Raw genomic sequence first — 13,526 nt, 5'->3', positions numbered from 1 at the left:
CGAAAACTCACCGGCTCAAAACCGCCTTGCCGCTTCGCTGCCGACCATCGGGCAGGCGCAGCCGGATCAGGTATACTCCATTCGGCAGTGGCCCCCCGCCCTGATCGGTACCCTCCCAGAAGACGGTATTTTCGCCAAGCCGAACGGCTTGCCGTAAGGTCCGAACCACCTGCCCCTTCAGGTTCCAAATCTGGATCAGGCCCTCACCTGGCGCATCTTTTCCGGTCACCGCAAACCGAAACCGGGTGTGTGTGGAAAACGGATTCGGTGTCGCCCGAAGACCGGACAGACTATCGTCGGTTTGCACCCGAAACTGAATTTCGTACGGTTGCGGCCCGGGGCGGTTGCCGCTCAGGTCAGCAGCATGAACCTGCAAGGCATACAGGCCGTCGGTCAGCCAGTTGGGGTGATAGGTGATGACAAACCGGTTATCGGGTCCGGCGGGTTTCCACCTCACGTCGGTTCCGCCCAGCGACACCCGCTCCCAGTCGCAGGCTCTGCACGGTTTTTTCAGAAAGACCGCCATGCCCACCGTATCCGTCCGAATCCGGTAGCGATCCTCATCCTGCAACGTAATCTGAATGCGTGGGGTGGGCGAAACCAGCGCCTGATTCCGAATAAAAACGCCGTCAAACGTGACGTCCAGCAACGGATTCAACCGGTCGGGTGGAAACCGCTGCCCTGAATCCGGCAGGACGACCCGGTAGCCATTCGCATCCGGTTTCAGGTCAAAAACGAGGACATTATTGGTTTCATCCGATTCGTCAATCCGGTTCTCCGGATCAACCACCACCTCAAACCGGCCGGGTGTTTCGGGCTTTCCGGCGACCGGCACAGTATCGGGCCTGAAAGCATAATAAATCGTGTCGCGGTAAGCAATGGCGGTAGGCGGTTTTGCGCCGTACGAGTAGGCATCGCCGGTTGCCAGCCGTTGCCGAACCGCCAGACTCACCCGTTGATGGGGGTCGAATCGCCCGGTATTGGCAACCACCACAGCCAGCCGCACCGAATCCTTCTGCGGACCGGCCTGAAACACCCCCGGCGAACCAAGGCTAAAATCCGGTTTTTGCAGCGGAAACAACCGCAAAACCGGGTCGCCCTGCAACACCATCTGGTGGGCATTCGAAAGGTCGTACGGACTGCTGTATTGCTCCAGCACCCGCCGGGTGGTTTCCTGCTGGATGAGGCCGATCGGTTTGTTCAACAAGGCGCTGTCGGCAAATAACGTCTGGTAAAACTGTTGCGTGTAGGTTTCGAGCGGCCCGGAATAGCCGGAACCGCTATGCGCCAGCACCGCAATAGCCCCTTTGCCGGGCGTCAGCAGCCAGTCGGTCGCAAGATTGTTCGTAGCCCCGAAAAAGATATTCCCTACGCCACACCCGTTGAAAAACATCAGTGGATACCGCCCTTGGTTATGGTACCCGTAAGTGGGGTTGGACGCATAGCCAAAATCCAGATCGGTTACTACGGGAGAGGAATGACCGAAAAACGTCAGGAGTGCCACCCCGGAATTGACCAACCCGCTGATGTCGATGCGCTCCACGGGTTCGTCGGTTTGTTTGGCTTTGAGGGTGATCTTCGCGCCGACATACTGCTGCCGGGCGGTTTTTCCGACCTGCTCCAAAATACGCCGGAATGTTTCCAGTTCGAACGAAGAATGCCCTCCGCTCAGATGCAGAACGTTCTTGCGCCAGGGTTCATTGACCGGTAGCTGCTCAAACTCCCTGACTTTTTCGAGGTACGTCAGAATTTCCGCCGGGTTCAGCGTGTTGATTCGCCCGGTCGGAAGGGCCGGTACATTCTCCGGACACCCCGCCAGCCCGGCCGTCAGCAGCAAATCGGAGCCGGGCACGTTCCCGATGGTCGGCACCAGATCCCGAAAATACTGATCGGGACTCGTCCGGTTCGGGTAGTAGGCGTTGCTTCGACCGATCAGCAGCAGGTATTTCGTGGTATCGGCCGAGCCGGTTTTTTCGGTCAGCATAAAATCAGCAAACCGGCGAATGGCCAGTGGAGTGCGTTCGCCGTAGCTGAACTGGTTCAACAATTCTTTGGTCGTCACCACCAGTGTATCGTACCCACCACCGGCCGCCGACGCCCGATAGCCCGCGTAGGCCCTGACCGGATCGGCCACCTCGCCAACCGGCTGCATCAGACTTTCGTGGCTCACAATCAAATAATTATGTTTCGCAGGATCGATTTTCCGAAAAACCGTTCGTTCCAGCCGGGGCGGTTTCTGCGCCCCGAAACTGACCCCGATATGGCGGGCGGTCTCCGTGTCGGGTACCACCAGTTTCAAAACCGCCCCGTCGGGCACGGTCTTCAACCGGCGCGGCAGAACCGGGTCGGTCAGGTCATACACCAGCGGATTCCCGGGTGCATCCGTCAGTTCGAGGTAAGAGCGCCCTTTCGGATTGGGCAACAGGTGCAGGGTCTGCTGCGTCCGGTTGGCGAGGCTGAACGACTGCGGATACCAAAGTCGGTAGTAACTCACGGAATAGCGGTCGGTTTCGAAAGGGCCGCGCGATTGCGTAGACACCAGCAGCTCGTTCGAAGCCGACACGGCTTCCGGTGGAATATCGGCCGATAGTCGGGCGGTATTGAACCACTCAAACTGCGCCGTCGCCAGCGGTTTTTGGCCCACACTGGGTTTTCCCGGCAACAGATCGACCTGGTGTGAAGTATTGTCGCGGCCGTTCAGCAACACCGCCAGATGCGGTTTTTCCGGTGCCGATCGTACCCAGCCGTGCAGCTGAAACGTTCGGCTAACAAGGCTGTCTTTGTGCAACATCGGCCCCGTATAGCCCTCCCCTTCTTCAAAAAACAGTTCGTTGGCCGACGGAAACGGGGACGGCCCGCCGTTGGCCTGGTTGATCGATAGTTCGCTGGTCAAAACTGTCAACTCTTCCGCCATGTGATAGGGTTCGGGCGTCAATCCTGTCGGGTTGGTTTCGGTGCTCACCGCCATCCGTTTGCCCGGTTTTCCGTCCAGCCGCCAGGTCAGGAAGTAGGCCGCCGTATCGGAATACATGCTGTAATACGGATGCGGTTGCGCCTGCATGGGCCGGTACAGCAGCGTGTCCTGCCGACCGTCGTTGCGTTCACCGATGAACTCGAGGTAATCGTCCGGATCGAATTGCTGGTCCGACTCTCCGGCTACGTAAATCGCGTGTTCGACCCCCCGGCGAAAAAGCTGAACGGTGGTCGGATTGACGGAAGAAACCGGAATCCCGGCTTGTTGCAGATCGGCCGTAGTGAGTCGGTAAACACCGGGCTGAACGATTGGAATTCGGTAATACGTCTGATCGTAATTGATCCATTTGTTTCCAACTTCAATTGATTGCGCAAGCAATTTTCGCGTAAAAACGCTGATCAAAAAACAGAGGGTGGTGATTCTCATGGAAAAAGACGGACAGAGTCAAGGGGTATAAACTTACGAATATTTTGGAACTCCCGCCAAATCAACCACTCAACGCGGCATTTCTTCCGTTCATCATTCCGGCCAGGTTTAATTCTCATAGTACCTTGCATCACATAGTACCTTTTTGTACCTTTGATTAACTGAAACTGGAAAAGGGCGGAGCTGATCGGGCACTTTTACCACGTAAACAACAACTGATGAACAAGTCCGTCACCCATAAACTGATCAGCTCCGACCTCCATCAACTATTTAACGTCATGTAGTGATATGAATATTGAAAATGCTCAGGTGCAAATGCGGAAGGGAATCCTGGAATTCTGCATTTTGCACATTATCTCGCGGGGCGAAGTCTACGCGTCCGATATGCTGGAGGAGCTGACATCCGCCCGCATTATGGTCGTGGAAGGGACGTTATACCCCCTGCTCACCCGGCTCAAGAACGCCGGGCTCCTGGATTATAAGTGGGTAGAATCCACCTCCGGCCCCCCGCGGAAATACTACCTGCTGACCGACATCGGCCGGGCGTCGCTGAAAGGAATGAACGATACGTGGCAGGAATTATCCGACTCGGTTAACTCCATTGTCAGTAAAACCGAAACGCACAAAGCAGCCGTCAATGGTCTGACCCCGGCAGAATCCAGCGGATCAGCCGGTGAGGCAACTTCTCCACCACCCAGCCCGGAAAACTGACCTAAACTCATCTCGATTCTTTCACACGCTTTTTGCCATGAAAAAGACCATCAGTATAAATATAAGCGGAGTGATCTTCCACATCGAGGAGGATGGCTACGATAAATTAAAAGGGTATCTCACGTCGATTCAGCACTACTTTTCGACCTACGAGGACAGTCAGGAGATCATTACCGACATTGAAAACCGGATTGCCGAAAAGCTGCTTAACAAGCTCAAAGCCGCCGAAAAGCAGGCCGTTCCGCGCCAGGTGGTTACTCTTGAGGATGTTAACGAATTGATTCAGTCGATGGGGACCGTCGCCGATTTCGAAGCCATCGAAGAAGAAGACATGATCGGTGCGACATCGGCCAGTGCCAGCCGGCCGCAGTCAACGTTCGAAACGGTTCCGCCCGTGGGCGAAAGCAAGCAACCGGGGGCCGGGAGCTTCGCGGGCAGCGGCCCGGTTCCGCCACGTCCGGCCCAGCCGCCCCGGAAACTCTACCGCGACCTGCGCCGGAAAATTCTGGGCGGGGTTGCTTCCGGGATTGCCAACTATTTCAACATCGACCCGGTTTGGGTCCGGCTGATTTTCGTCACGCTCATTCTGGCCCTGCCGCCGTTCAGCGGGATTTTCAACGGGGGTGGTGAGTTTTTCGGGAGCCTTTCCGGTTTTACGGTCGTGCTCTACATCGCCATGTGGATTGCGTTTCCGGGTTCAACGACCCTCGAAGACGACAAGAGTGTCAAGAAGTTTTACCGAAATCCCGACGATAAGGTCCTGGGCGGGGTTGCCTCGGGAATTGCCGCTTACTTTGGCACCGATGCCGGTGTGGTCCGTCTGCTGTTTGTACTGACCATCTTTCTGTTCGGAACCGGTTTTCTGGCGTACATCATTCTCTGGATTATTTCTCCTCCCGCCAACACCTTAACCGAAAAGATGGAAATGCAGGGGGAGCCCATTACGCTCTCGAATATCGAGAGCAATATCAAGCGCAGCCTTGATATCAACGAAACGGCCGAAGAAAGCACCCTGGCAAAAATCCTGCTGTTTCCGTTTCGAATGATCGCCATGATTTTCAACGGTCTGGCGAATGCGCTGGGGCCAATGGCACGGGGGCTGATCTCGATCATCCGCGTGCTGGCGGGCGTGTTTCTGGTGATGGTCGGTTTTGCGATCATGATCGGGTCGCTCGGTGCGCTGGGAACGATTTTCGGCCTGCAGGGACTGAACTTCGGCAACAGTGAAATTCCGTACCTGATTCAGCGGGAAATTTCGCCCCTGATGGTATTGTCGGCTTTCATCACGGCTTTTCTGCCGGGGCTGGGGCTGGCCATTCTGGGTCTGATGATCATTTCGCAGCGAGCGATGGTCACCACGGCGATTGCCCTCACCTTGTTGTCGATCTGGTTTGCGGGTCTGATCGGTCTGGCGGCTACCGTGCCCCCGCTGGTGAGCGAATTCAGAAGCCGGAGTCACGTTGAAGAAACCGTAGCCATCCAACCCCCAGTTGCCATTCCGACGCTGGACATCAACGACCTGGACGATAACGACGGCGATTTTCATACCTCGATTGAACTGGAAGGCATCGACGGTACTGCCTGGAAAATGCTGAAACGGCTGGAAGCCCAGGGCCCTAACCGGCAGGCCGCTCAGCGCAACGCCCGGAGTATTATCTATAACTGGGCCGTTAAAGATTCGTTGATTCGCTTCGACAATAGCTACGAAATCAAATCAGGATCGCGGTTCCGGGGGCAGGATGTTGACGTTACAGTGTATATCCCCTACGAGCGCCCTTTCCGGATGACCGAAGCCTTTGCCCGGCACATTCGGAACGAGTTCGGTAACGAGGAATTGGATCGGATGAAAACCAGCCTCTGGAAATTCAGTAAAACCGACGGTCTGGTGTCGCTGACCCACCCGCGCGAACTGAACGAAGACCGCTACCGGGACGATTTTGATACGAACGACGCCATCGATGAGGTTTTGCGCAACGAACTGGGGGATGATTTTGATCACAAAGGCGAATACACCCGCCAGTTCGAGGCCACCAATTTCTCCAAAATCAGCATCGGCGGAGCCTTCGCCGTGCGGGTAAAACGGGGGGATTCCTACAAAGTCGTAGCCGACGGTCGCGAGGAAGACATTGATGATGTACGGGTTCGGGTGGAAAATGGGGAACTGCACGTTGATTTCCGCAACGAAGGAATCTTCCGGTTACGCAATCGCCGTCGCATCGGCCTCACCGTGACGATGCCGGATGTAGATGCCATCCATTTTTCGGGCGCTACCCAGTCTATTATTACCGGTTTCGACAACATCGACAACCTGGACATGAACCTGAGCGGAGCCTGCAAAACCCTGGTTGACGTCAAAACCGCCAAACTGAATATTGACCTGACCGGGGCCTCGAAAGCGACTTTGCGGGGCCGGGCCAGCACGTTGGACGCTCACCTGTCCGGAGCCTGCAAACTCAATGCGACGGCCATGAACGTGGGGCAGGCCGATGTGGAAGCCGTAGGGGCCAGCCATGCCGAATTTGGTACGGTGGAAAACCTGAAATCCAGAACCACCGGAGCCAGCAGCGTCCACGGTCCCACAAACGAGCAGTAACGGCCCCATCGCCGGACTTTCGGCCGTGACTTGCTGAATCTCCAGGTAGGTTCAGAACAATCACCGTCAAAAGTCCGGCGGTCCGAAAACCGGATGCAACTTTTTAAGAATACCTTACATCTTTGGTTAGTTAACAGTCGTCAAAAAACGTTCAGTATGAAAAGGTCTTCAGCCCTGCGTCTTTCCCTCCCTTTGTTGCTTGCTGCGGTTTTCCTGTCGGTGGCCGCCGTCCACCCTTCGGGGTCCCGGTTGGCGGAACTCATGAACCTGAACCTGCAGGACGAAACCCGCACCTTCAGTGTCAGCAACTTCGACCAGCTCAATCTGGGCAGTGCTTTCACCATTCATGTGACCCGGGGAGGTAGTTACAAAGTCACCGCCACCGGCCGGAGTGCCGACCTGGAAGACCTGGAAGCGAAGGTTTCGAACAATACCCTGCAAATTCGGTACAAAGACAAAAGCTGGAACCGTAACCGCCAGCGTGTCACGGTCAACGTGACGATGCCAGACCTGAAAGGCGTTCATTTTTCGGGCGCTTCCCGGTCGGACGTAACCGGTTTTCGCAATGTCAGAGACCTGGACGTTGATATTTCAGGAGCCTCGACCTCGACCCTTGAAGTTGATGCCGAGCGCGTAGTGGTCGATCTATCCGGGGCCTCGAATGTCACCCTGACCGGGCAGGCCAAACGGCTCGAAGGGGAGGTATCGGGTGCCACGACCCTGAAGGCGTATGATTTGAAAGTGGCCAAGGCCCGAGTCGACGTATCAGGAGCCAGCAGCGCCCGCCTGAACGTCACCGACCGGCTGGAAGCCGAAGCCAGCGGAGCCAGCAGTGTGACCTACCGTGGCTCAGCCTCCATCCGCTCCAATACCTCCGGTGCCAGTTCGGTTCGGAGTGTCGATTAATAACGAATTTGAATAGAGATTGGTAGAATCAGAAAACGCCACCCGGTTTCGGATGGCGTTTTTTTGGGAATAGCAAAAACCGCAGATCAGTTGACCTTCTCCCCGCGTTTGAAGGAGTTCTCGTAAGACGTTAACGTGGGATCGGCAAAAACGTCGGCGCCGTTCATGCTGTGCCGGACAGGTTCGTTCACCAGATCATGCCGGTGGCGGTAATAGCCTAATTCGGAAGAATAATGGCAAACGTACGATTTCCGGGTCAGTTCCGGGTCCAGAATCGGTTCGCCCCCGTGGGCCAGGGCCGCGTGCCAGATCAGCACGTCGCCTTTCTTGATCAGCAGCGTCCGGCGTTCCAGGCCCATGCGTTCGCATTCGGCGCTGAGGTACTTGCCAAAATCAGTCGGGTTTTTGGTTGATTCGCCATTAAAGAAGATCCCGTTCCCCCAGTCGAACTTTTTCACTTTGTGCGACCCCACATAATAGTGAAGTTCGCCCGATCCGGGTTTCACATCTTCCAGCGCAATCCAGGCGGCAGCCAGGTGGCTCGGTACCTGCGGCACCACATACGGAAAATCCTGGTGCGTTTCCTGCTGAGAACCGTACAGGAAAGTCAGGCTTTGCATGGCCACCACTTTCTGGTTAAAAATGGCCTCCAGGAATGAAACGATGGCTTTGTGCAGCATCAGTTTTTTACCCGCCACCGATGCATTATGGAATTCCATAATCTTAATATACTGGCCTTCAATAATTTCGCGTGGCACATCCCGAATTTTCATCACGGGGTGTTTGCGGTATTCCGGGCGATCGATGCGAATGTTAATATCGTACTCCTTGTGCTTTTCGATCAATTCCTGTACGTCCGCCAGATAAGCGTCAATCAACTCATCCGAAATAATCTGCTCGAGAATGACGTACCCGTTCTGGTTCCAGAAGCGAAGTTTTTCGGCCAGATCATAGGGCAATTGGGCGGCTTTAGGAAATTGCTTGACAAATCCATCAACGTCGGGGTTTTTCTTGTCAATCCAGGGTAGATTTTCAGCCGGAAAATCCTTCAGAATGGGGGCAGGAAACAGCTTCTTGTAAGCCTGTTTGGCTTTGTTAACGATGGACATAATTTTCAGGTGACGTGAAAAATGTATTCAAAGGTAATTCAGTCTGAATAAAATCATATTAGCCCAAAAAATGAATCCCCGAAAAAGCGCCCTCCCTCAATCTATACCCTCTGATTATCAGCGATTTCCATTTAGTCATTTTATTCACTACTAGATCATCAATTTTCCTGCCGTTTCCAGCATTTCATCCGGGACAAATCCTGAAAATGCAACGAAAATCGCTTTAAATAATCTAACCGGAACGGAGAGCCTATCGTACACCCGCCAAGGGAACAAAATCCATATCCGTAAAGGTATAGTTTTCGCCCGCCATCGCCCAGATAAATGAATAGCTTGCTGTTCCGGCTCCCGCATGGATCGACCAGGGCGGTGAAAGAACCGCCTGATCGGTAGCCACCAGCAGATGCCGGGTTTCCTGCGGATGGCCCATCAGATGAAAAACGCGCTGGTTCTCCGGGATATCGAAGTAAATGTACGCTTCCATCCGGCGGTCGTGCACATGGGGCGGCATGGTGTTCCAGATACTGCCGGATTTTAGGGTGGTCATCCCCATCACCAATTGGCAGCTTTGCAATCCATCGGCGTGAATGTATTTGTAGATGGTACGCTGGTTGGCCGTTTCCTGCGCCCCTAAATCCACGGGCGATGCCTGCGCAGCGGTCAGTTTCGCCGTTGAACAGGTCCGGTGAGCCGGGGTCGACAGCAGGGCAAATTTGGCGGGTTGTTCCGGTTGATTACTGGCAAATACCACGTCCTGGCTCCCCATGCCAACGTAGAGACAATCCTTCTTCGTCAGTTCGAACACCTGCCCGTCAACGGTAACCGTTCCGTCTCCACCCACATTGAGGATGCCCAGTTCCCGGCGCTGAAGGAAGAATTCGGCCCTCAGCTCATCGTAGGTTGGCAACATCTGTGGCGTTTCAACGGGCATGACGCCCCCCACAATCATCCGGTCGTAATGGGAATAAACCAGTTCGAACGAATCAGCCGTGAACAGGTTTTCGATCAAAAAATCCCGCCGTATGCGGTCCGTATCATACTGTTTAAAATCCGTTGGATTGGTGGCGTAGCGGGTTTGCATACAGATGGCAGGGTGGTTTACAGAGAGAGTATCATTACGGGAATATCTACTAAATTTCCGTCAGGAAATTGCTTCCCGAATCCGGATCAGCTTCTCCAGCAACGCTTCCAACTGACTCAGTGGCAACATATTAGCCCCGTCTGATTTGGCGTCCGATGGATTAGGATGCGTCTCGATAAACAACCCGTCGGCTCCCACGGCAATGGCCGCCTTGGCAATGGTGGCAATCAGGGCCGGTTTTCCGCCGGTTACCCCGGATGCCTGGTTGGGTTGCTGCAACGAGTGGGTGCAATCCATCACCACCGGTACACCGTGAGCCTGCATAATCGGCAGATTCCGGTAATCGACCACCAGATCGCCATAGCCGAAGGAATTCCCCCGGTCGGTCAGAAAAACCTCGGCTTCCGGGTTAACGGCTTTTATTTTCTCAACGGCAAAAGCCATCGATTCGCCCGACATAAATTGCCCTTTTTTGACATTTACCACCTTTCCGGTAGTCGCAGCGGCTGTCAGCATATCGGTTTGGCGGCACAAAAAAGCCGGAATCTGGAGCACGTCCACGTAGGCGGCCGCCCTTTCGGCTTCATCTGATTCGTGAAAATCCGTGAGCGTCGGCACCTGGAACGTATCCCCGACTTTTTTCAGAATCTCCAGCGCCACCTGGTCGCCAATGCCGGTAAATGAGTTCAGTTTGGTCCGATTGGCTTTGCGGTACGATCCTTTAAAAACGAACGGAATTTGCAGCCGATCCGTCATCGCGACCAGCTTTTCGGCGATTTCCAGGGCCAGGTCCTGGCTTTCGATAGCGCAGGGTCCCGCGATCAGGAAAAAGTGACCCGACTGGGTATGTTTCAGTTTGGGAAGCTTCACGGGCTTTTTTCGGACAAAGCTACGCAATTACCGCCTTACACGGATCGGTTTCATCAAAATGCCGGTTTTTATAACCTTTACCGGGTTCAGCCGGTTAATTACAATATATTGATTTAATCCTATTTATCCGGGTCTATCAGACAGCAGAATGAGTCCGGCCGGGCGATTGAATCTTCACGAACGGGTCCCTGACCGGATCAGGCAGTCAGGAACTGGTGAGCGGTTGGTAAATACAATTTTATTTTGTAATAGCCTGTCAATCTGTCTTTTTACAAAAAAAACCAAACCTTTTTAAACGATTTTCAATAGAAAAAATTATTTGACAATACTGTTTTTAATCTCTTTCTTTGCACAGTTTTTTAAAACCCCAAACGCATACCGAAATGTCAGAAATTGCAGACAAAGTAAAAGCAATCATTGTTGAAAAACTGGGTGTTGAGGAATCGGAAGTTACCCCGGAAGCCAGCTTCACCAACGATCTGGGCGCCGATTCGCTCGACACGGTCGAACTGATTATGGAATTCGAAAAAGAGTTTAACATCTCTATTCCCGACGATCAGGCGGAAAACATCGGTACGGTTGGCCAAGCCATTACGTATCTGGAAGAGAATGTGAAATAAGCGTTTCTTTTTGTAGTTTATTCTATGCCTTTTAAACGAGTAGTAATCACCGGCCTGGGCGCTCTTACGCCGATTGGTAATACAGTACAAGAGTTCTGGAACGGCTTATCTGCCGGTGTAAGTGGCGCCGGTCCGATTACTAAATTTAACGCCGAAAAATTTCGGACAAAATTTGCCTGTGAAGTCAAAGGGCTGGATATTAACCAGTTCATCCCTCGCCAGGAAGCTCGTAAAATGGACCCCTTTGCGCAATATGCGCTCATTGTGGCCGACGAAGCCGTCAAGGACGCCGGTCTCGATCTTGAAAAACTCGATTTGAACAAAGCCGGTGTTATCTGGGGTTCCGGAATCGGAGGGTTGAAAACCTTCGAGGACGAAGTCAAAAACTACGCCACCGGCGATGGCACTCCCCGCTACAATCCGTTCTTCATTCCGAAAATGATTGCCGACAGCGCATCGGGCATGCTCTCGATCCGGTACGGTTTTCACGGGGTCAATTACGTGACGGTTTCGGCCTGTGCGTCGGCGACCAATGCCATGATCGACGCCTTCAACTTTATCCGGCTGGGTCGGCTGAACATCGCCATTTCCGGTGGTTCGGAAGCCGCCGTAACCGAAGCGGGGGTTGGCGGTTTTAATGCGCTCCGGGCCTTGTCCGAACGGAATGATTCGCCGGAAACGGCGTCACGGCCTTTTGATAAAGACCGCGACGGTTTTGTGCTGGGTGAAGGGGCGGGTGCGCTCATTCTGGAAGAATACGAGCACGCCAAAGCCCGGGGAGCTAAAATCTACGCCGAGTTGATCGGCGGAGGCATGTCGTCCGACGCCTACCACATCACCGCCCCCCATCCCGAGGGACTGGGTGCGTTGAATGTGATGAAGGATGCGCTGGACGACGCCCAGATCCGGCCGGAAGATGTCGATTACATCAACGTTCACGGGACGTCTACCCCCCTGGGGGATGTCAGTGAAGCCACTGCCATCGAGAAGGTTTTCGGCGAACATGCCTACCAGTTGAACATCAGTTCAACCAAATCCATGACGGGGCACCTGCTGGGCGCGGCCGGTGCCATCGAAGCCATCGCCTGTATCATGGCGATGAAACACGGCGTCGTTCCACCCACCATTAACCACTTTACCGACGACGTAGAATCCTTTAACCCCAAGCTGAATTTCACGTTCAATCAGGCGCAGCATCGACCCATTAATATTGCGCTCAGTAATACATTCGGTTTTGGCGGACACAATTTTTCAGTTATATTTCGTAAACTTGATTCCTAATCGTCACCAGTCCTGATTAGCCGCGTGCAAGCCGCTTCATCCAATCCAGTACTCGAACCTATTCTCAGTTTCTTCCGGCTGCGGTTGGGGAATAGCGAACGCAAAAAATTCAAGCGTTCCATCGAGCACATTATTGGGGAAGCTCCTTCCAATGTCGGGCTGTATCAGCTCGCTTTCCGGCATACCTCCGCATCGCGGGAAACCGCCATCAAAGGATTTAAGGAATCCAACGAACGCCTGGAGTACCTGGGCGATGCGGTTTTGGGAATGGTGATTGCCGAATTTCTGTTCAAGAAATTCCCTTACAAGGATGAAGGCTTTCTGACGGAAATCCGCTCCCGGATTGTCAACCGCGAAACGCTGAACGGCATTGCCCGCAAAATTGGCCTCGAAAACCTGATTGAATACGACGGTAGCCGCAGCCGGGGCATTGTTCCCTCCCGCACCTCCATGTACGGCGATGCGCTGGAAGCGCTGGTGGGTGCTATTTACCTGGACAAAGGATTCCGGTTTACCCGCGGGTTCATCCTTAAGGAACTGCTGGCGCATTACGACCTCGAAGCGCTGATCAGTAACAACGCCAACTACAAAAGCCGCCTGATCGAATGGGCGCAGCGCGAAGGCAAAAAGGTCGAATTTATCATCATTTCCGAGCGCGGTAACAATCACTTCCGGGAATTCATTTCGCAGGTCACGGTCAACGACGAACCGTTTGCGCAGGGGAGCGGCTACAGCAAGAAAAAAGCCGAGCAGTCGGCGGCTGAAAAAGCCTGTGAGCAATTGCAGATGAAACCGGTTTCCAACTGAGGCCGATTTACCCCGCCGGCGCTCTTTCCCTCACTTTCCGAACCAACGGTTTTCTGGCCCGGCAGCTTGAGCTTCCAAATAATCTGATGCTATTTTGTCAGCGTGCGGAACGATATGCGGTTATTTGAAAAACCGTATGCCAAACTGA

At 53.9% G+C, this 13,526-nt stretch carries 10 protein-coding genes; 6 read left to right on the top strand and 4 right to left on the bottom strand.

Going from position 1 to position 13,526, the window contains the following annotated elements; all coding sequences use genetic code 11:
• Positions 1 to 7 precede the first annotated feature (7 nt).
• Positions 8 to 3,400, bottom strand: a complete 3,393-nt coding sequence (gene porU2, locus ACFPMF_RS07795) for a putative type IX secretion system sortase PorU2 (RefSeq protein WP_379842842.1) — start codon at positions 3,398 to 3,400, stop codon at positions 8 to 10.
• Positions 3,401 to 3,688: 288 nt separating this feature from the next.
• Between porU2 and ACFPMF_RS07790 the strand changes: the two genes are divergently transcribed.
• The 3 genes from ACFPMF_RS07790 (at position 3,689) to ACFPMF_RS07780 (ending at position 7,610) form a co-directional block, all read left to right on the top strand.
• Positions 3,689 to 4,111, top strand: coding sequence for a PadR family transcriptional regulator (locus ACFPMF_RS07790; RefSeq protein ID WP_379842841.1), 423 nt, complete (start codon positions 3,689 to 3,691; stop codon positions 4,109 to 4,111).
• A gap of 37 nt (positions 4,112 to 4,148) precedes the next feature.
• Positions 4,149 to 6,704: a PspC domain-containing protein gene (locus tag ACFPMF_RS07785; protein WP_379842840.1), complete on the top strand. Its 2,556-nt coding sequence runs from the start codon at positions 4,149 to 4,151 to the stop codon at positions 6,702 to 6,704.
• 156 nt (positions 6,705 to 6,860) lie between these two features.
• On the top strand, positions 6,861 to 7,610 hold the full coding sequence (locus ACFPMF_RS07780; RefSeq protein WP_379842839.1) for a head GIN domain-containing protein: 750 nt from the start codon (positions 6,861 to 6,863) through the stop codon (positions 7,608 to 7,610).
• An 86-nt stretch (positions 7,611 to 7,696) separates the two neighbouring features.
• Here ACFPMF_RS07780 and ACFPMF_RS07775 read toward each other — a convergent pair whose 3' ends face one another.
• From ACFPMF_RS07775 to kdsA, 3 genes are all read right to left on the bottom strand, one after another.
• On the bottom strand, positions 7,697 to 8,719 hold the full coding sequence (locus tag ACFPMF_RS07775) for a phytanoyl-CoA dioxygenase family protein (RefSeq protein WP_379842838.1): 1,023 nt from the start codon (positions 8,717 to 8,719) through the stop codon (positions 7,697 to 7,699).
• 250 nt (positions 8,720 to 8,969) lie between these two features.
• Positions 8,970 to 9,800: a 5-dehydro-4-deoxy-D-glucuronate isomerase gene (gene kduI, locus ACFPMF_RS07770; protein ID WP_379842837.1), complete on the bottom strand. Its 831-nt coding sequence runs from the start codon at positions 9,798 to 9,800 to the stop codon at positions 8,970 to 8,972.
• A gap of 60 nt (positions 9,801 to 9,860) precedes the next feature.
• Positions 9,861 to 10,670 carry a 3-deoxy-8-phosphooctulonate synthase gene (gene kdsA / locus ACFPMF_RS07765; protein ID WP_379842836.1) on the bottom strand — a complete coding sequence of 270 codons (810 nt, stop codon included), beginning with the start codon at positions 10,668 to 10,670 and terminating at the stop codon, positions 9,861 to 9,863.
• A gap of 383 nt (positions 10,671 to 11,053) precedes the next feature.
• Here kdsA and ACFPMF_RS07760 point away from each other — a divergent pair, with 383 nt between their 5' ends.
• The 3 genes from ACFPMF_RS07760 to rnc are packed head-to-tail and all read left to right on the top strand — an operon-like array spanning position 11,054 to position 13,378.
• Positions 11,054 to 11,290, top strand: a complete 237-nt coding sequence (locus ACFPMF_RS07760; RefSeq protein ID WP_038121612.1) for an acyl carrier protein — start codon at positions 11,054 to 11,056, stop codon at positions 11,288 to 11,290.
• 24 nt (positions 11,291 to 11,314) lie between these two features.
• Positions 11,315 to 12,571 carry a beta-ketoacyl-ACP synthase II gene (gene fabF / locus ACFPMF_RS07755; protein WP_379842835.1) on the top strand — a complete coding sequence of 419 codons (1,257 nt, stop codon included), beginning with the start codon at positions 11,315 to 11,317 and terminating at the stop codon, positions 12,569 to 12,571.
• A gap of 24 nt (positions 12,572 to 12,595) precedes the next feature.
• Positions 12,596 to 13,378 carry a ribonuclease III gene (gene rnc / locus ACFPMF_RS07750; protein ID WP_379842834.1) on the top strand — a complete coding sequence of 261 codons (783 nt, stop codon included), beginning with the start codon at positions 12,596 to 12,598 and terminating at the stop codon, positions 13,376 to 13,378.
• Positions 13,379 to 13,526 lie beyond the last annotated feature (148 nt).

This window comes from Larkinella bovis (genome assembly GCF_042655385.1).
Classification (GTDB): domain Bacteria; phylum Bacteroidota; class Bacteroidia; order Cytophagales; family Spirosomataceae; genus Larkinella; species Larkinella bovis.
The sequence above is the reverse complement of the archived record's forward strand: the minus strand, read 5'-3'. Positions and strand labels throughout refer to the sequence as shown.

Coding starts and splice junctions, on each gene's coding strand:
- porU2 (WP_379842842.1), bottom strand. CDS start 3,400: ATGAGAATCACCACCCTCTGTTTTTTGATCAGCGTTTTTACGCGAAAA.
- ACFPMF_RS07790 (WP_379842841.1), top strand. CDS start 3,689: ATGAATATTGAAAATGCTCAGGTGCAAATGCGGAAGGGAATCCTGGAA.
- ACFPMF_RS07785 (WP_379842840.1), top strand. CDS start 4,149: ATGAAAAAGACCATCAGTATAAATATAAGCGGAGTGATCTTCCACATC.
- ACFPMF_RS07780 (WP_379842839.1), top strand. CDS start 6,861: ATGAAAAGGTCTTCAGCCCTGCGTCTTTCCCTCCCTTTGTTGCTTGCT.
- ACFPMF_RS07775 (WP_379842838.1), bottom strand. CDS start 8,719: ATGTCCATCGTTAACAAAGCCAAACAGGCTTACAAGAAGCTGTTTCCT.
- kduI (WP_379842837.1), bottom strand. CDS start 9,800: ATGCAAACCCGCTACGCCACCAATCCAACGGATTTTAAACAGTATGAT.
- ACFPMF_RS07760 (WP_038121612.1), top strand. CDS start 11,054: ATGTCAGAAATTGCAGACAAAGTAAAAGCAATCATTGTTGAAAAACTG.
- fabF (WP_379842835.1), top strand. CDS start 11,315: ATGCCTTTTAAACGAGTAGTAATCACCGGCCTGGGCGCTCTTACGCCG.